This is a genomic window from Enterobacter sp. MGH85, from assembly GCF_001037655.1.
Taxonomy (GTDB): domain Bacteria; phylum Pseudomonadota; class Gammaproteobacteria; order Enterobacterales; family Enterobacteriaceae; genus Enterobacter; species Enterobacter intestinihominis.
Genome location: NZ_KQ089925.1, coordinates 1,582,763 through 1,600,136, shown reverse-complemented (window position 1 = coordinate 1,600,136; position 17,374 = coordinate 1,582,763). Strand labels below are relative to the sequence as shown.

Genomic DNA, 17,374 nt, shown 5'->3' with positions numbered 1-17,374 from the left:
GCGCATTCAGGTGAAGATGAACGTAGATAACCGTGAAGATCATCATCAGGAAATTTGAATGCCAGATATCGCTTAAGGAGAATGCATGTCAGTACCTTTGATTTTGACCTTACTTGCGGGCGCCGCGACCTTTATCGGTGCGTTCCTTGGGGTACTCGGTCAAAAACCCTCTAATCGCCTGCTGGCCTTCTCGCTGGGTTTCGCCGCCGGGATTATGCTGCTTATCTCGCTGATGGAGATGCTGCCCGCCGCGCTTCACGCCGAAGGGATGTCGCCTGTTCTGGGCTATGGCATGTTTATCATTGGCCTGCTGGGTTATTTTGCACTCGACCGTATCCTTCCTCACGCGCACCCGCAGGATCTAATGCAAAAAAGCGTTGCCCCCATCCCTGGCAATATCAAACGCACGGCCATTCTGCTGACGCTGGGTATCAGCCTGCATAACTTTCCGGAAGGTATCGCCACCTATGTCACGGCCAGCAGCAACCTGGAAATGGGTTTTGGTGTCGCGCTGGCCGTTGCTTTGCACAATGTTCCTGAAGGACTTGCCGTTGCCGGGCCCGTTTATGCCGCCACGGGTTCAAAACGTACAGCTGTCTTTTGGGCGGGTATCTCCGGGATGGCTGAAATTCTCGGCGGCGTGCTGGCGTGGCTGATCCTCGGTAGCCTCGTATCCCCGGTTGTAATGGCTGCAATTATGGCTGCCGTGGCCGGAATTATGGTCGCGCTCTCTGTCGATGAGCTGATGCCGCTGGCAAAAGAGATCGATCCCAACAATAACCCAAGCTACGGCGTGCTGTGTGGAATGTCAGTGATGGGGATGAGTCTGGTTCTGCTACAAACGGCAGGTATTGGTTAAGAATTAATGCCTCCGTTTCATACGGAGGCATTATATTATTCAAAATAACAATCCTATATATTTACCCTATAATAACCCACCAAATATAAACCCATTAGAATTTCAAAAAAAGGCGTCTCTTAAGATAGCCTGAAAATATTAATTAAAAGCACCTACAAATATATTTAAGTCACGTTAATCGCGTATTCCCACCCCAATCCGTATACTTTGCAAGTATTCTGAAATTAATATTCACATTATGAATCACTCTGAAAAAGGATATTTCCATGTATATGGGTAAGAAATTACTGTTAGCAGCGGCTATGGCTGGCATTGTGTCGGGTTCTGCTTTTGCTGAAGATCAAGGCTCTGGCAAAATCAAATTCAAAGGTGTTGTTATTGACGCACCGTGCAGCATCGCACCAGACAGCGTTGATAAAGAAGTCGATCTGGGTGAAGTGACTACGGCCGTTATCAACGCCAACAAAAAATCCACGCCGGTTCCGGTCGATATTAATCTGGAAAACTGCCAGCTTGACGATCCGGCAGACGAAACCGACACGCCAATTACCAAAGTGGATGTCACCTTCACCAGCGCAGCGACAGACGCGACAGACACCAGCCTGATGAGTAACACCTATGCAAGTGGTGCGCAGAACGTGGGTGTACGTCTGCTGGATAATGCGGAGGCTGCTATCACGCTGGGAGAATCCAACGAGGTTGAGTTGCTGGCAGGATCAACCACCCAGACGCTGCATTTCAAAGCGGTTATGGAAGTCCCCACGGGTAAAACTGCGACGGCAGGCCAGGTTGAAGCCACGGCTAACTACGTCCTGTTGTACAAATAGTTCTGTTACGTAACAGTATTAGCCGACTGGTAATTCATGCCGGTCGGCATCCTTTATATATTCGAGTAACAGGATGATGACATACAAATTACAATGGATAATCATCATTGCATCCCTGTTAATGACGAGACTTACCTCTGCCACTGAATTTAATATAAATGCCATTGATAAAGATCAGCGCGGCAGCGTCGATTTATCACGTTTTAAAGATCAAATATCGGTTACGCCGGGAAGCTATTTCGTTACCGTTTCAGTTAATGATATTCCGCTGGCAAATGGCTGGCTCCTTCGCTGGAGAGAAATAAATAATGCAGTTCAAGTGTGTATTCCTCACGAACTGGCCGATACATTTGCGTTACAGGATGAGGTTCGTCACGCTTTGCCAGAAAAAGAGGGATGCGTTGATTTCGCCGCCAGACCAGACATCAGATTTACGTTTGAGCAAGATAGCCAATCCCTGAATGTGACGATCCCCCAGGCATGGCTGCAATACCGTGCGGTGGACTGGATGCCGCCATCCACCTGGGACAACGGCGTGCCGGGCGTACTGCTGGATTACAATCTTTTTGCCAGCCATTATCAGCCCAATAGCGGCAGCAGCAATAACAACGCCAATACCTATGGCACCGTCGGTGCGAACATGGGCGCGTGGCGCCTGCGAAGCGATTACCAGTACACGCGAAGCGATACTGAAGCAGGCTCAGAGCAGGATGGCCGTTTTTCACGCGTATATATGTTCCGCCCTCTGCCCTCAATCGGAGCGAAACTGACGCTGGGTGAAACGGATTTCCAGTCCGCAATTTTTGACGCCTTTACCTATACCGGCGCATCGCTAATCAGCGAAGAACGTATGCTGCCATGGTCGCTGCGCGGCTATGCCCCGCAGATTACCGGGATAGCGCAAACCAACGCCACGGTGACTGTAAGCCTTGCCGATCGCGTGATTTACCAAAGTAAAGTGCCACCAGGCCCGTTTGTTATTCAGGATCTTAACCAGTCGGTTCAGGGCACGCTGGACGTCAAAGTCACGGAAGAGGACGGCCGCGTCAGCACCTTCCAGGTCTCTGCCGAGTCCGTGCCGTTTTTAACGCGCAAGGGTCAGGTTCGCTACAAGTTCGCGGCGGGTAAAGCGCGCCAGGGTGCCTCCCATGACGTTGAAGATAACGCCTTCATGAGCGGCGAATTTTCCTGGGGCATGCTGTCACATACCTTCCTGTATGGCGGCACGCTGACTGATGGCGACGGTTATCGTTCCGTCGCTGCCGGGATCGGCCAGAATATGGCCTGGCTGGGGGCGCTCTCTTTTGACGTCACGCAGGCCACCAGCCAGCTGCCACACCAGCGCAGTCAGACGGGTTACAGCTATCGCATTAACTACAGCAAGCGTTTCGATACCACCGGCAGTCAGCTTACGCTTGCCAGCTACCGCTACTCAGACCCCCAGTTTTTGAGCTACGCCCGCTACCTTGATTATGACGACGGTGACCGCCAGTCGGAGAAACAAACCCTGAGCATGACGGCAAGCCAGTACATTTCAGCGTTATCCCTGAACCTGTACGTCAACATGCTGCGTCAGACATGGTGGAATGATTCACCTTCCACGACCGGCAGCATCACGGCGGGCTACAACTTTGATATGGGCCGCTGGAAGAACCTCGGCGTAACCCTGTCCTGGAGTAAAACGCATTACGATGAGGAAGACGAAAGTGACGATACTCAGTTCTATCTCTCGCTCAGCGTACCGCTCGATCCCGATCATCGTCTTAACTATGACCTGCGTAACAGCGACACGCTGAGTCATAACGTGTCGTGGTATGACACGTCGGATCGCAATAATACCTGGGGCGTTTCCGCAGGCGCGGAGAGCGGAAAGCCAGATTCCGGCGCGCAGGTCAGCGGGAATTATCAGCATTATTCTACGTACGGCGATCTCAATCTCTCAGGCAGCTATAAAGCTGACGAATATAACTCCCTCAGCGCGAGCTGGAGTGGTTCCTTCACCTCAACGGCGAAAGGCGCCGCGCTGCACCGGCGAAGCTACGGTAATGAACCTCGTGTGATGGTCAGCACCGACGGGGTAGGCAATATCCCGCTGAACATGTCGCGAGATGAGACCAACCGTTTTGGCATCGGCGTTTTACCGTCATTCTCCAGCTATTCCCCCTCCAGCGTGCAGGTCAATCTGAACAACCTCCCTGATGGCGTGGACGTAGACAACCGCGTCGTGACCTCAACCTGGACTGAGGGAGCCATTGGTTATCGTCAGATTGCCACGCGCGCAGGTAAGGACGTGACAGGCGTTCTGCGAATGTCATCAGGAGCGCCACCTCTCGGGGCGATTGTTCGCCTGGAAGCAAGCAATTTGCAGGTTGGGATGGTGGCCGATGAAGGCCGCGTCTGGCTGGCCGCCGTTGAGCCAGAACAGCAGTTTCGCGTGACATGGGGCGACAACCAACAGTGTCGCTTCTCGTTACCTTCTCACTTAGAAAACAGTATGCAGTTGATACTGCCGTGTCAGTAAGAAATCATCATGAAATTAACGCCGTTTAAAAGCCTGTGCCTGATGCTAACCAGCACAGCATTTGCTACCCACGCAGCCATTAATCTGGACCGCACGCGCATTGTTTTTCCAGAAAGCGACAAGGCCAGCAGCCTGAAAGTGGACAATCAGAGCAAGGTGCTGCCTTATCTGGCGCTCTCCTGGATTGAAGATGAAAAGGGACAAAAAGAAGATACGCACTTTATGGCGCTTCCCCCCATTCAACGTATCGAAGCGGGCACCTCGTCGCAGATAAGGATTGTTAAACAAGCCACTACTCGCCAGCTGCCAGGAGACAGGGAATCGCTGTTTTATTTCAACCTGCGTGAAGTACCGCCAAAAAACACCAGCGCCAGCGAGGAGCGCAGCGTGATGCAGGTAGCAATGCAGAGCCGAATTAAGCTGTTCTGGCGTCCAGAAGCGATTAGCAAAAAATCCGGCGAACTGACTGAAATGCGAATGGAAATTTCCGCCAACGCGGATGGGCTCACGGTCCACAACCCTACGCCGTACTACATCACGCTGGCGTGGCTGAGCAAAAATGCTAAAACCATGCTGCCGGGTTTTGACAGTCTGATGATTGCGCCTTTCGCCACGGCAACCGCGTCTACCGGCGATTACCACGGTAGTTATTACAGCATCGGCTATATCGACGATTACGGTGCCCTGAAAAAAGTCGACGTGCAGTGCACCGGAACGGCGCAATGTAAACTTACCGAACGGAAAATCGATAAAGATGCGAAAGCTCGCTAGTGTCCTGCTTACATTGCTGCTTTCAGCGCTACCTTTGGAAGATGCGATGGCGCTTAACTGTTATCTGGGTGGCTCTGGCGGTTCCGTCGAGGAGACAAAAACGATCTCCCCCTTTGCCATACCCAGCAACGCCCAAATTGGCCAAAAAATATGGGAGTCTGATGACATTAGGATTCCGGTGACGTGTGACAACAACGTCTCGAGCAATTTTAAGCCGGAAGATGTCTTTGCCTGGGTAAATCCTTATCCTGTCGCAACCGATCCCTATTATGAGCTGGGCGTCACCTATGAAGGTATAGATTACGATGCTACAGGTCAGCCCAACGGCGTGGATACCCGCCAGTGTCTGGACAACAATAACATCACTATTTACACCCCTGCTCAAATCCGCCAGATGGGGTGGGAGAATCGCATTTGCTCTGGTAATCCGGATGATATCCATATTTCGCGCACGTTCGTCGCCCGATTACGACTTTTCGTGAGAATAAAGGCTGTGCCGCCGCATGGCTATGTCAGTTCGCTCAGCGATTACATCGTTGTGCAATTTGACGGTAAGGGTGGCGTTAATCAGATGGCCGACGCGAAGAACCTGAAGTATCACATCAACGGGCTGCAAAACATTACGGTACTGGATTGCGGGGCGACGTTTAGCATTTACCCTGAGAATCAGGAGATCGACTTCGGCACCTTCAGTGCGCGCGACATTGTGAATCAGCAGAAGCGTATTCGCACGTTTTCAATTCGAACCACCAAAGTGCAGGATGCCCAGTGCTCGGACGGATTTAAGATGGACTCGTCATTTTACACAACCGAAACGCTCAGCGCAGACGACACCGCGGTACTGATAGGGAATGGGTTAAAGCTGCGTATTCTTAACGGAACGGAGCCTTACACATTCAACCAGTACAAGGAATACGCCGATTTTACGGGCGATATGATGAATCTTGAGCAAAACTACACGGCTGAACTTTCGCGGGATGAAGGAAAAGCGATTCAGTCCGGGCCGTTTGAAACCGTGGTACTGTTCAAAATTAACTACCACTAGAAACAAAAAAGCCGGGTTTCCCCGGCTTTTTCACATCAGCATGTTCAGCTGGCTTTACGCTCATGCGCCCGGCGGTATTCAACCAGATCTTCAATCGTCACCACTGGCATATTGTGCAGACGCGCAAAGGTGATGCACTCCGGCGCGCGCGCCATGGTGCCATCATCGTTGGTCAGTTCGCACAGCACGCCTGCGGGTTTGAAGCCAGCCAGCGTCACCAGATCGATGGTCGCTTCGGTATGACCACCACGGGTCAGCACGCCGCCCGGCTGCGCGCGCAGCGGGAAGACATGACCAGGGCGGTGCAGATCGGAGGGTTTTGCACCATCAGCAATCGCTGCACGCACGGTAGTCAGGCGGTCAGCCGCCGACACCCCGGTGGTGACGCCATGTGCCGCTTCAATGGTCACGGTGAAGCCGGTACCAAAGGCGCTTGTGTTGTTTTCAACCATCATCGGCAGATCAAGCTGCTGGCGACGGTCTTCGGTGATGCACAGGCATACGATGCCGCTACCGTGACGGATGGTCAGCGCCATCTGCTCAACGGTCATGTTCTCGGCGGCAAAAATCATGTCGCCTTCGTTTTCACGGTTTTCATCGTCAAGCACCATCACACCGCGGCCTTCGCGCAGTGCATCCAGTGCATGTTCAACACGTTGAGTTGAAGTGCCAAAAGAGGAAAGTAGCGTCTGATTCATGGTAAAAAAACCTCATTAACTTTATGGTTACCAGAATCAGGGCAGTCTTAGGAGCGCCGTACAAGCGGCAAAAAAATAACGTGAGCGGGCCTTGCCCGACTGGATCGTTACTCTCTCCCATCCGGACTCTAACCGTCGGCCCCGGAATTACACCGGATCTGCTGACCTTTGAGAATTCACCCAAAGCGCTCGCGGGCTTTCAGCGTTAAGCTGATTTACCGCCGGTGGGGAATTTCGCCCCGCCCTGAGAATAAGCGAGATAACTATAACGCTATTGATTACCCTGGGCAATGCATAAGCTTCAAACAATTTTGTTTAACCCGCGGCATGACGCGCTACAATAGGCACTAACACCTTTTCATCAAGGGAAACGACAATGATTGACCCAAAGAAAATTGAGCAGATCGCGCGTCAGGTTCATGAGTCCATGCCGAAAGGTATTCGTGAGTTTGGTGATGACGTTGAGAAGAAAATTCGCCAGACGTTGCAGGCACAGTTGGTTCGCCTTGATTTAGTCAGCCGCGAAGAGTTTGACGTGCAGACGCAGGTGCTGCTGCGCACCCGCGAGAAGCTGGCGCTGCTGGAACAGCGTCTGAGCGAGCTGGAGAGCCGCAATGCGCCGGAAGAGGTGAAGCCAGCGCCAGCTATTCCACCGGTGGATGACCAGGCATAGTGCGGTCTGTTGTGCCCGGTGGCGGCTACGCCTTACCGGGCCTACATGAACGCGTAGGTCGGGTAAGGCGCAGCCGCCACCCGACATAAAAAAACGGGCCAACTGGCCCGTTTTTTACTGACTGTCTTTCTGGATCTTCTTAATGATGTTGGTGGTTGAACACCCGTCCTCAAAGTTGAGCACCATCACTTCACCGCCATTCGCCCAGACCTCTTCGCTACCTGCGATTTGCTCTGGCTTGTAATCACCGCCCTTCACCAGCAGGTCAGGCAGAATTCCGGCAATCAGGCGCTGCGGGGTGTCTTCTTCAAATGAGACCACCCAGTCCACCGCTTCCAGCGCGCCGAGCACTATCATGCGCTGCTCCAGCGGGTTCACCGGACGCGTTTCACCCTTCAGACGTTTGGTTGAGGCATCGCTGTTGACCGCCACAATCAGGCGGTCGCCCAGCTTGCGCGCATTCGCCAGATACGAGACATGACCCGCATGCAGGATGTCGAACACGCCGTTCGTCATCACCACTTTTTCACCGCGTTTGCGCGCGGCGGCAACGGCCACTTTCAGCTCGTCTTCGGTCATGACGCCAAAGCCGGTATCCGCACGCCCACGCACAGCATTTTCCAGCTCGATTGGCGAAACGGTGGAGGTCCCGAGTTTACCGACGACCACGCCCGCCGCGGCGTTCGCGAAGTAGCACGCTTCTTCCAGGGAGTTCCCCGCCGCCAGCGTCGCTGCCAGCACGCCGATCACCGTATCACCGGCACCGGTCACGTCGTACACTTCCTGCGCCTGAGTTGGCATATGCAGCGGCGCCTTGCCCGGTTGCAGCAGCGTCATGCCCTGTTCGGAACGGGTCACCAGCAGCGCAGACAGCTCGAAATCAGCGATGATATTCATGCCGCGCTCAACCAGCTCTTCTTCAGTTTTGCACTTGCCCGCCACCGCTTCGAACTCAGAGAGGTTGGGCGTCAGCAGGGTTGCGCCGCGATAGCGCTCGAAATCGGTGCCTTTCGGGTCGATCAGCACCGGAACGCTGGCTTTGCGCGCCAGCTGGATCATGGTCTGCACGCTCGCCAGCGCACCTTTGGCATAATCAGACAGCACCAGCGCGCCGATATTGCCCAGCGCCTGGCTAATGCGCTCATGCAGCGGCTCAGGATCAACGCCTTCGAACCCTTCTTCAAAGTCGAGGCGGATCAGCTGCTGGTTACGCGACAGCACGCGCAGCTTGGTGATGGTTGGGTGGGTCGGAACAGAAACGAAGTCGCACTTCACGTTCACGTCCGCCAGCGACTGGCTCAGCGCACGCGCCGCATCGTCAATGCCGGTCAGGCCCACCAGACGCGAATGCGCGCCCAGCGAGGCTATGTTCATCGCCACGTTTGCCGCGCCGCCTGGACGTTCTTCAATGGTGTCGACCTTAACTACCGGCACCGGCGCTTCCGGAGAGATACGGCTGGTCGGCCCATACCAGTAGCGATCCAGCATCACATCCCCGACAACCATAACTCCAGCACGTTCAAACTCTGGCAGTGTTACTTTCATTCCTGACTCCAGAAAGATTCACAATTTGCGCGCGATAATATCACACTTGTTTTGTTACGCACGGTTCCACCAGCCACTTCTGCCAGCTTGCGGTCACCTGCGCGCGTTCATCGGTGAAACCGTCCAGCGCCACATGGCCCGGCTGTTCCTGTAAGGCCAGATGGTGCAGCTCGTCACGCAGCGTGGTGTAGGCGCGGGTTAATGCCTGCGCCTCCTGCTCATCCATAATGTCGTTCTGCGCCAGTAGTTCCAGTATGCGCACGTTATCCGACCAGCGGGTCAGCTTCGGCTTATCGTGCGCGTGCAACAGCACCAGATACTGAGTGATAAACTCAATATCGGTAATCCCGCCCTCATCAGCTTTGATATCAAAGCGATCGCGATGTTTGTTGCCAAGGTGCGCGCGCATTTTCTCACGCATTTCCCGCACTTCGGTTTGCAGCGTACAGCCTTCGCGCGGGGTCGTCATGACCGCCTTGCGGATCGCATCGAACTGCGTTTTGAGCTGCGGATCGCCGTACACCACGCGGGCGCGCACCAGCGCCTGATGCTCCCACGTCCAGGCTTCGTTCTTCTGATAGTCGGCAAAAGCCTCCGTGGAGGTAACCAGCATGCCTGCCGCGCCGGACGGGCGCAGACGCGCATCCACTTCATACAGAATGCCGGATGAGGTGCGAGTGCTGAACAGGTGCATGATGCGCTGGGCCAGGCGCAGGTAGAACTGCCGCCCGTCGATTTCGCGCTCGCCGTCGGTCATCACGTCAACCGGACAGTCGTGGAGGAAAATCAGATCCAGATCGGAGCTGTAGCCCAGCTCCCAGCCGCCCAGCTTGCCGTAACCAACCACCGCAAAACCGCGGCCTTCACGGTCAGCAAGGTGCTTCGGCTGCCCGTAGCGGGCCACCATCTGCACCCACGCCTGGTGGACTACCGCGTCGATGATCGCTTCCGCCAGCCAGGTTAAGTGATCGCTCACTTTCATTACCGGCAGAGTACCGGCGATATCTGCCGCCGCCACGCGCAACATCTGTGCCTGCTTAAACTGACGCAGCGCCTCAAGCTGTTGCTCTTCGTCCTCTTCCGGCACGCGCAGCAGATACTGACGCAGCTCGTCGCGGTAAGCATCCGTCGCCGTCGGCTGATAGAGCGTATTCGGGTCGAGCAGTTCGTCGAGCAGCAGCGGATAACGCGCCAGCTTGTTCGCCACCATCGGGGAGGCGGCGCAAAGGGAAATCAGATGCTTCAGCGCGCCGGGAAACTCACTTAATAGTTCAAGGTAGGTGGTACGCGTGACGATCCCGCTCAGGAGCGGCATCATGCGCGACAGCGGCACCGGCGCATCCTCGCGGGAGCAGACATCGCTCAGCAGATGCGGCATCAGATGATCCAGCACCTGACGACCGCGCGGGCCAATGGCGCGTTTGTTCAGTTCGAGACGGAAATCAGCAATCAACGCCACCACGCGATGGCGGGCATCGTCGCTTAAGTGCGCCAGCACCGGCGTGGTGTCATCTTCCTGAAGCGCGTCCTGCCACAGTTCGCGCCAGTGCTCGGAGAGCGCATCGTCCTGCGATTCACTTTCGTCGTCGCCGATCAGATCGTTAAAGATGCGGCGCACGCCCGCCATATGCGCTTCCAGCCGTTCCGTCAGCGCCGCCCAGTCATCCACCCGCATCCCCCAGGCCAGACGCGCCCGGTTCAGCTCATCGCCCGGTAACGTCTGGGTCTGTTCGTCGTTGATACTTTGCAGCAAATTTTCCAGACGACGCAGGAAGAGATAAGCGTCACGCAGCGTTTGCGCATCGCCTTCCGGCAGCAGATGCAGCTGATCGATAGCGCTTAGCGTTGGCAGCAGCGAGCGGGATTGCAGAGAAGGTTCGCGCCCGCCGCGTATCAGCTGGAAGACCTGGACGATAAATTCGATCTCACGAATGCCGCCCGCGCCGAGCTTGATGTTGTCCTTCAGGCCACGGCGACGCACCTCGCGGGCAATCATCCCTTTCATATTTCGCAGGGACTGGATCACGCTAAAGTCGATGTAGCGGCGGAACACGAACGGGCGCAGCATGGCGCGCAGCTCGTTGGCGTAGGCATCGTCGCTGTCGCCCATGATCCGCGCTTTGACCATCGCGTAACGCTCCCAGTCGCGCCCCTGCTCCTGGTAATAATCTTCCAGCGCGGCAAAGCTCAGCACCAGTGGCCCGCTGTCGCCAAACGGACGCAGACGCATGTCCACGCGGTAGACAAAACCATCCTGGGTGGGCTGATCCAGCGCCTTAATCAGCCGTTGCCCCAGGCGGGTAAAGAACTGGGCGTTGTCCAGCTCGCGACGACCGCCGCGCGTGGTGCCGTTCTCCGGCCAGGCAAAAATCAGGTCGATGTCTGAGGAAAAATTGAGCTCGCAGCCGCCCAGCTTGCCCATCCCCAGAATCAACAGCGGTTGCGGAACCCCGTCTTCGCTGCACGGCGTGCCCCACTCTTTACAGCAGGCGGCGTAGAGCCAGTCCCGCGCGGCGACGATCAGCGTCTGCGCCAGCTCGCTCAACTGCTGCAAGGTGCTCTCTTCACTCACCAGCTCCAGCGCCTGCGCCCAGGCAATGCGTACCATCACCCGGCGGCGGAACTGACGCAGAACGCGCATCAGCGTGGGTTCATCTGCCACCTCTGCCAGCGCGGTTTGCAGCCAGCCAGCATAATGCCGCCACTCGTCAGCCTGCGGCGGCGCGCTTTCCAGCGCTGCCAGCCAGTCCGGGTTAGCGCTGACGCTCTCCTGCACAAAATCACTGAACGTGAGCACGCTTTTCGCCTGCTCGCTTAACGATGACGCGGGTAACGACTCAGGCAGGCGTTCGCAAACGGTCTGCCAGTGCTGCTGTAACTGCGAAGAAAGCGGCATATCAGGGGTTCCTTGCCAGAATTAACGTTTTCCGCTGTGCAGCCAGTACGGATCCTGCGAAATGGCCTCGTTGCGGAAATGCTCGATCTCAATCTGCTGACGGGTCTCGATGGCATGCTTAAGCCCCTGCCAGTTCTCCAGCCAGGCCTGCGCCTTCACGCCCTCATACGCACCTGACAGCAGCAACATGCTGTCGATGTTACGCGCCAGGCGGGGAAGCTGATCGCCATACTGATCGCCCAGCGGATGCGCGAAGGTGGTTCGCAGCTCGGCCGCGTGACGGGAGAGGTGGATATCCGCAAAACGTTTGAAGTTTTCCGCGATTTTAGTCTGCCCTTTCGCATCGAGGAAAATGCGCCAGCCGCGCGTCACCAGAAATTCGGTCAACGCCAGTTTCGCGCTGGCGTTTTGCGGGCTGTAGATCGCCGTTTGTGCCGACACGTCAGAAAGCATCAGCGTTTCGGTTTGAGTGAGCAGATCACGTAAGTGAGCGCTGGCTTTACGCGGTACAATACCGCCGAACAGCGCCAGGGTGTGACGCACCAGCCCCATAGCAGCGAGCACCTGTTTTTTGGCATTTTTCACGTTACGCGCCCACAGCTCCTCGTGGTACTGCCACTGAGAGAGCGCCAGCTCCAGCGCCGCTTCCATGCCCTGCTCAACGGAGGCTTTCGGCACAACGCGCAGAATCGGGGTTTCTCGCAGCACGCGCGGCGCATTCCCGGCGGCCAGGTGATAGCCGCGCGCCGCTTTACTCAGGCTGCCCTGACGCAGGCCAGGCTGGTTTACCAGCTTGCGCGCCAGCTTCAGCACGTCGCTCGCGTCGCCTTCCAGCAGTTCAAGCTCCAGCTCGCAGATCGGCTCCTGCTCTTCACCAGCCTTAATTTCACCCCGATCAAACGCGATCTCAATACGGCTCTTGCCTTCCGTCACCAGCCATTTCTCGCGCCAGAAATCGGTGCTGAACAGCGGTTGCGCCTCTGCCGACAGCGTTGCGGGCAGCGTCCCTTCCGGCCACACTTCCGCCGGAAAACGATCCAGCTCAAGTTCTGGCTTACTGATGTCGATATTGTATTCCGGACGCTGGTGCAAACCGCCCATCACGCGACCGGCGATTTTCATCGTCATCTCGTAGCGCCCGTTCGCACCACGGATGCGCAGGCCCATATCGTGGTTGCGCAGCCAGTTGTCCGGCGTTTCGTAATAGATGTTGAGCAGCTGTACGGGTTCATGGTGCTCGCCGGACAGCGTGTTCAGATGCTGGCGGAGCGCGTCAGCGCTGTCTTTTTCGACGATAAACTTTAATTCGATCTCTTGTGCCATAGCCTTGTACTTTTGCGTGCGTCACAGACGCGTCGATGAAGGCGAACTTCCTCGCCATTTGTTTGTCAGTACATAGTATTTTGCGCCAAATTGCCACGCAATGAGCAATTTGACGGGCGTAAAAGTTTAAAGCGGTGGAAATCATGACACAGATGATTCCGATTGATGATGAATCCTTTGCGTAGCGACACTGATACCACTACTATCGTTCCACTTTTTATGAAAATAACGACTGATATGCTTAAATTACGCCTGATTGGACTTACTTTACTCGCTTTTAGCGCCGCAACCGCGGTCCACGCTGAAGAGAAACGTTACGTTTCTGATGAACTGAATACCTGGGTACGCAGCGGCCCTGGAGACAATTATCGCCTCGTGGGTACGGTAAATGCCGGCGAGGAAGTGACTCTGCTGCAAACTAACGCAGACACCAATTACGGTCAGGTTCGTGACAGCTCTGGCCGCACCTCATGGATCCCGCTGAAAGAGCTAAGCACAGTGCCAAGCCTGCGCACCCGCGTGCCGGATCTGGAAAATCAGGTGAAAACTCTGACCGATAAGCTGAACAACATTGACGGTACCTGGAACCAGCGCACCGCAGAGATGCAGCAGAAAGTGGCGCAAAGCGACAGCGTGATCGCCGGCCTGAAAGACGAAAATCAGAAGCTGAAAAATGAGCTGATCGTCGCACAGAAGAAAGTAAACGCCGCGAATCTACAGCTGGATGACAAACAACGCACCATCATCATGCAGTGGTTTATGTATGGCGGCGGCGTACTGGGCGTCGGTCTGGTGCTGGGTCTGGTGCTTCCTCACCTTATCCCAAGCCGTAAACGTAAAGACCGCTGGATGAACTAACTCGTCTTCTCTGCCACACTTACGTATCATCTTGCGAAAAGAGAAAACGGGAGTGTTGGCGTGAAGAGTTATCTGGTCGGTGGTGCGGTACGTGATGCGTTATTAGGTCTGCCGGTCAAAGATAAAGATTGGGTCGTGGTCGGTGCCACGCCCGAAGCGATGATTGACGCGGGCTACCAGCAGGTAGGCCGCGATTTTCCTGTGTTCCTCCATCCGAAAAGCCGGGAAGAGTACGCCCTGGCGCGTACCGAACGGAAATCCGGTTCCGGTTATACCGGCTTCACCTGTTATGCCGCGCCGGATGTGACGCTGGAGCAGGACTTACTGCGCCGCGATCTCACCATTAATGCCCTGGCGCAGGACGAAAACGGCCATATTATCGATGTCTACGGCGGCCAGAACGATCTGCGTGACCGTCTTTTACGCCATATCTCCCCCGCCTTTTCTGAAGATCCGCTTCGCGTACTGCGCGTGGCGCGTTTTGCCGCCCGTTATGCCCATCTCAGCTTCCGCATCGCCGACGAGACGATGGCGCTGATGACGGCCATGACCGACGCGGGCGAGCTGGAACACCTGACGCCAGAACGCGTCTGGAAAGAGACCGAAAACGCCCTGACTACCCGTAATCCGCAGGTCTTTTTCCTGGTTCTGCGCGACTGCGGGGCGCTGAAAGTGCTGTTCCCGGAAATAGATGCGCTGTTTGGCGTGCCCGCCCCGGCGAAATGGCACCCGGAAATTGATACCGGCATTCACACCCTGATGACGCTGAGCATGGCCGCCATGCTCAGCCCGGAGGTGGACGTGCGCTTTTCTACCCTCTGCCATGACCTCGGCAAAGGGTTAACGCCAAAGGAGTTGTGGCCACGCCACCACGGGCACGGTCCGGCTGGCGTGAAGCTGGTTGAAGGGCTTTGTCAGCGCCTGCGCGTGCCGAATGACATTCGCGATCTGGCAAAACTGGTCGCCGAGTTCCACGACCTGATCCACACCTTCCCGATCCTGAAACCCGCCACCATCGTCAGGCTGTTCGATAACATCGACGCCTGGCGCAAGCCGCAGCGCGTGGAGCAAATTGCGCTGACCAGCGAAGCGGACGTGCGCGGCCGTACCGGGTTTGAAGCGTCCGATTATCCGCAGGGTCGTTTGCTGCGCGAGGCGTGGGAAATCGCAAAAGCGGTGCCAACGAAAGAGGTGGTGGAGGCAGGGTTTAAAGGCCCGGAGATCCGCGAAGAGCTGACGAAACGGCGGATTGATGCGGTCGCGGCGTGGAAGGAAAAACGTTGCCCTCAGCCGAAAGACTGAGGGCGGTCGGTCATCAGAAGAAGACCACGTACACGGCAGCCGCGACGATAAAGCGGTAGATCGCGAACGGAATAAACGAGATACGCTTAATCAGTTGCAGGAAGGTTTTGATGGCAATCAGCGCCACGATAAAGGCGGTGATAAAGCCCACGGCGAACATCGGAATGTCGCCTACGGTCAGGAAGCCAATGCTTTTGTAGAGATCCAGTGCGGTGGCGCCCATCATCATCGGTACCGCCAGCAGGAACGAGAACTCAGACGCCGCGTAACGGCTCACGCCCATCAGCATCCCGCCGGAAATGGTTGCCCCTGAACGGGAGAAGCCCGGCCACAGCGCCAGACACTGGAAGCAGCCAATCATAAACGCCTGGCGATACGTCATATCGTCCAGACCTTCTGCACGCGGGGTTTTTGGCTTCAGCACTTCGGCGGCAATCAGCAGGAAGCCGCCGACAACCAGCGCGTACATCACGTTAATCGGGTTGAAAAGCGATTTTATGGTGTCATGGAACACCAGCCCCAGCACCACCGCCGGGATCATCCCCAGCAGAATATGAATCAGCGTCAGGCGCCCCTTGCCCTCTCCTTCACGCTGCGGTAAACGCCCGAAGTGGATGCCGATCAGACCAAACAGACGACGCCAGAACATGACGACCACCGCCAGAATAGAGCCCAGCTGAATCACCACCTCAAACGTCTTTGCGGTATCGCCTTCAAAGCCCAGGAGATGGCCAACGATAATCATATGGCCCGTACTGGACACCGGCAAAAACTCCGTCAATCCTTCGACCACACCCAGAATTGCCGCCACCAGCAGCGAGTGCATATCGCTCATCTATAAACCCCTAAAAAGATATAAAAAAACGGTGTCCCACGCGGACAACCGTGAAAGATACAGCTTTAAGACCGATATAACCTAAAATGGTTTAGCTATTATGACGTTAAATCTTTTCCTTTCAGATTTGTGCCACGCTCGATAATCACGCCCACGTTGGCGGCGCGCGCCACCGCGCCCGGCTTGCTTAGTTTGATGCGCACCCACGGGGAGTTAAATTTGCTCAGTAGCAGGTCCGCTACCTCTTCCGCCACGCGTTCCACCAGCGCAAATCGTTGCCCTTCCACGTGGCCGATGACCGCTTCACTGATGTCGGCGTAGCTCAGACAGTCATTCACATCATCGCTTTTTGCTGACTTACGGTTATCCCAGCCCATTTCGATATCGAACACCAGTTTCTGCTCGATGGTCTGTTCCCAGTCGTAAACACCAATTGTGGTGATTACCGAAAGTTGCTCTATAAATACAATATCCATCACGACCTGCCTGCTTTTTGGCTAAACCGGATACCACTTCCGGCGAATTATGCGTATTATCCACAGATGCTGAGAATACAGATACATTTTCAAAACGGAACAGCGTTATGAGTGCAATCGCGCCTGGAATGATTATCCTCGCCTACCTTTGCGGCTCAATCTCCAGCGCCATTCTGGTCTGCCGCATCGCCGGGTTGCCTGACCCGCGTGAAAGTGGTTCCGGGAATCCGGGGGCGACCAATGTACTACGAATTGGCGGCAAGGGAGCAGCCGTAGCGGTTTTGATTTTTGATGTTCTGAAAGGAATGCTCCCCGTCTGGGGTGCGTATGCGCTGGGCGTCACACCCTTCTGGCTGGGGCTGATTGCTATCGCCGCCTGCGTCGGCCATATCTGGCCCGTTTTCTTTGGTTTTAAAGGCGGTAAAGGCGTTGCAACCGCGTTTGGCGCGATTGCGCCGATCGGCTGGGATCTCACTGGCGTGATGGCGGGCACCTGGCTGCTGACCATCCTGCTGAGCGGCTATTCATCGCTGGGCGCCATCGTCAGCGCGCTGATCGCTCCGTTTTATGTCTGGTGGTTCAAACCGCAGTTTACCTTCCCGGTATCGATGCTCTCGTGCCTGATCCTGCTGCGTCATCATGACAACATTCAGCGCCTGTGGCGTCGCCAGGAAACCAAAATCTGGACGAAGCTCAAGCGTAAAAAGAAAGACGCTCAGTAAACCGTTCGTTATGCCTTATAACC

The 17,374-nt window shown here is 55.7% G+C and carries 15 protein-coding genes and 1 riboswitch; of the genes, 9 read left to right on the top strand and 6 right to left on the bottom strand.

From position 1 onward, the window contains the following. The first annotated feature begins 85 nt into the window (after window positions 1-85). From zupT to SK51_RS07530, 5 genes are all read left to right on the top strand, one after another. Entirely contained in the window at window positions 86-859 is a 774-nt protein-coding gene (gene zupT / locus SK51_RS07550) for a zinc transporter ZupT (protein WP_023306970.1), read from the top strand. Between the two features lie 266 nt (window positions 860-1,125). Continuing rightward, window positions 1,126-1,686, top strand: a complete 561-nt coding sequence (locus SK51_RS07545; RefSeq protein ID WP_022649431.1) for a fimbrial protein — start codon at window positions 1,126-1,128, stop codon at window positions 1,684-1,686. 76 nt (window positions 1,687-1,762) lie between these two features. Continuing rightward, a complete protein-coding gene (locus SK51_RS07540; RefSeq protein WP_048206634.1) occupies window positions 1,763-4,207 on the top strand; it encodes a fimbria/pilus outer membrane usher protein in 2,445 nt (814 codons plus the stop codon). A 9-nt stretch (window positions 4,208-4,216) separates the two neighbouring features. Then, complete coding sequence (locus tag SK51_RS07535) at window positions 4,217-4,978, top strand: fimbrial biogenesis chaperone (protein ID WP_023306972.1); 762 nt, start codon at window positions 4,217-4,219, stop codon at window positions 4,976-4,978. Beyond that, window positions 4,962-6,023: a type 1 fimbrial protein gene (locus tag SK51_RS07530; RefSeq protein WP_032621917.1), complete on the top strand. Its 1,062-nt coding sequence runs from the start codon at window positions 4,962-4,964 to the stop codon at window positions 6,021-6,023. The genes SK51_RS07535 and SK51_RS07530 overlap by 17 nt, the downstream gene beginning before the upstream one ends. Before the next feature lie 44 nt (window positions 6,024-6,067). On the opposite strand, the gene ribB is transcribed toward SK51_RS07530, so the two are convergent. Then, window positions 6,068-6,721, bottom strand: coding sequence for a 3,4-dihydroxy-2-butanone-4-phosphate synthase (gene ribB / locus SK51_RS07525; RefSeq protein ID WP_003862538.1), 654 nt, complete (start codon window positions 6,719-6,721; stop codon window positions 6,068-6,070). Window positions 6,722-6,826: 105 nt separating this feature from the next. After that, window positions 6,827-6,977, bottom strand: a riboswitch (FMN riboswitch). Window positions 6,978-7,097: 120 nt separating this feature from the next. On the opposite strand from ribB, the gene ubiK reads away from it, so the two are divergent. Next, window positions 7,098-7,394: a ubiquinone biosynthesis accessory factor UbiK gene (gene ubiK, locus SK51_RS07520; RefSeq protein ID WP_000566823.1), complete on the top strand. Its 297-nt coding sequence runs from the start codon at window positions 7,098-7,100 to the stop codon at window positions 7,392-7,394. Between the two features lie 114 nt (window positions 7,395-7,508). Here the strand turns inward: ubiK and hldE are convergent, their stop codons facing one another. From hldE to SK51_RS07505, 3 genes are read right to left on the bottom strand one after another with little or no spacing between them, the layout of a single operon-like run. Next, window positions 7,509-8,939, bottom strand: a complete 1,431-nt coding sequence (hldE, locus tag SK51_RS07515; protein WP_023298624.1) for a bifunctional D-glycero-beta-D-manno-heptose-7-phosphate kinase/D-glycero-beta-D-manno-heptose 1-phosphate adenylyltransferase HldE — start codon at window positions 8,937-8,939, stop codon at window positions 7,509-7,511. 40 nt (window positions 8,940-8,979) lie between these two features. Next, window positions 8,980-11,835: a bifunctional [glutamate--ammonia ligase]-adenylyl-L-tyrosine phosphorylase/[glutamate--ammonia-ligase] adenylyltransferase gene (glnE, locus tag SK51_RS07510; protein ID WP_022649435.1), complete on the bottom strand. Its 2,856-nt coding sequence runs from the start codon at window positions 11,833-11,835 to the stop codon at window positions 8,980-8,982. A gap of 21 nt (window positions 11,836-11,856) precedes the next feature. Further along, the gene (locus SK51_RS07505) at window positions 11,857-13,158 is read right to left on the bottom strand and encodes a CYTH domain-containing protein (RefSeq protein ID WP_023306973.1); all 1,302 of its coding nucleotides are present in this window, start codon (window positions 13,156-13,158) and stop codon (window positions 11,857-11,859) included. A 237-nt stretch (window positions 13,159-13,395) separates the two neighbouring features. Between SK51_RS07505 and SK51_RS07500 the strand changes: the two genes are divergently transcribed. Both SK51_RS07500 and SK51_RS07495 read left to right on the top strand, forming a co-directional pair. Next, window positions 13,396-14,016 carry a TIGR04211 family SH3 domain-containing protein gene (locus tag SK51_RS07500; RefSeq protein WP_001303390.1) on the top strand — a complete coding sequence of 207 codons (621 nt, stop codon included), beginning with the start codon at window positions 13,396-13,398 and terminating at the stop codon, window positions 14,014-14,016. A gap of 60 nt (window positions 14,017-14,076) precedes the next feature. Then, a complete protein-coding gene (locus SK51_RS07495; RefSeq protein WP_023306974.1) occupies window positions 14,077-15,318 on the top strand; it encodes a multifunctional CCA addition/repair protein in 1,242 nt (413 codons plus the stop codon). 13 nt (window positions 15,319-15,331) lie between these two features. Here the strand turns inward: SK51_RS07495 and bacA are convergent, their stop codons facing one another. Then, window positions 15,332-16,153, bottom strand: a complete 822-nt coding sequence (bacA, locus tag SK51_RS07490; protein WP_003862545.1) for an undecaprenyl-diphosphate phosphatase — start codon at window positions 16,151-16,153, stop codon at window positions 15,332-15,334. Between the two features lie 98 nt (window positions 16,154-16,251). Continuing rightward, the gene (gene folB, locus SK51_RS07485; RefSeq protein ID WP_023306975.1) at window positions 16,252-16,629 is read right to left on the bottom strand and encodes a bifunctional dihydroneopterin aldolase/7,8-dihydroneopterin epimerase; all 378 of its coding nucleotides are present in this window, start codon (window positions 16,627-16,629) and stop codon (window positions 16,252-16,254) included. Window positions 16,630-16,736: 107 nt separating this feature from the next. Here folB and plsY point away from each other — a divergent pair, with 107 nt between their 5' ends. After that, entirely contained in the window at window positions 16,737-17,351 is a 615-nt protein-coding gene (gene plsY, locus SK51_RS07480) for a glycerol-3-phosphate 1-O-acyltransferase PlsY (RefSeq protein WP_022649440.1), read from the top strand. Window positions 17,352-17,374 lie beyond the last annotated feature (23 nt).

What these genes read in the sequence shown, in the direction of transcription:
- ribB (WP_003862538.1), bottom strand. Translation starts at nt 6,721, where the DNA reads ATGAATCAGACGCTACTTTCCTCTTTTGGCACTTCAACTCAACGTGTT.
- SK51_RS07530 (WP_032621917.1), top strand. Translation starts at nt 4,962, where the DNA reads ATGCGAAAGCTCGCTAGTGTCCTGCTTACATTGCTGCTTTCAGCGCTA.
- folB (WP_023306975.1), bottom strand. Translation starts at nt 16,629, where the DNA reads ATGGATATTGTATTTATAGAGCAACTTTCGGTAATCACCACAATTGGT.
- SK51_RS07545 (WP_022649431.1), top strand. Translation starts at nt 1,126, where the DNA reads ATGTATATGGGTAAGAAATTACTGTTAGCAGCGGCTATGGCTGGCATT.
- zupT (WP_023306970.1), top strand. Translation starts at nt 86, where the DNA reads ATGTCAGTACCTTTGATTTTGACCTTACTTGCGGGCGCCGCGACCTTT.
- SK51_RS07540 (WP_048206634.1), top strand. Translation starts at nt 1,763, where the DNA reads ATGACATACAAATTACAATGGATAATCATCATTGCATCCCTGTTAATG.
- plsY (WP_022649440.1), top strand. Translation starts at nt 16,737, where the DNA reads ATGAGTGCAATCGCGCCTGGAATGATTATCCTCGCCTACCTTTGCGGC.
- SK51_RS07500 (WP_001303390.1), top strand. Translation starts at nt 13,396, where the DNA reads ATGCTTAAATTACGCCTGATTGGACTTACTTTACTCGCTTTTAGCGCC.
- glnE (WP_022649435.1), bottom strand. Translation starts at nt 11,835, where the DNA reads ATGCCGCTTTCTTCGCAGTTACAGCAGCACTGGCAGACCGTTTGCGAA.
- ubiK (WP_000566823.1), top strand. Translation starts at nt 7,098, where the DNA reads ATGATTGACCCAAAGAAAATTGAGCAGATCGCGCGTCAGGTTCATGAG.
- SK51_RS07535 (WP_023306972.1), top strand. Translation starts at nt 4,217, where the DNA reads ATGAAATTAACGCCGTTTAAAAGCCTGTGCCTGATGCTAACCAGCACA.
- bacA (WP_003862545.1), bottom strand. Translation starts at nt 16,153, where the DNA reads ATGAGCGATATGCACTCGCTGCTGGTGGCGGCAATTCTGGGTGTGGTC.
- SK51_RS07505 (WP_023306973.1), bottom strand. Translation starts at nt 13,158, where the DNA reads ATGGCACAAGAGATCGAATTAAAGTTTATCGTCGAAAAAGACAGCGCT.
- hldE (WP_023298624.1), bottom strand. Translation starts at nt 8,939, where the DNA reads ATGAAAGTAACACTGCCAGAGTTTGAACGTGCTGGAGTTATGGTTGTC.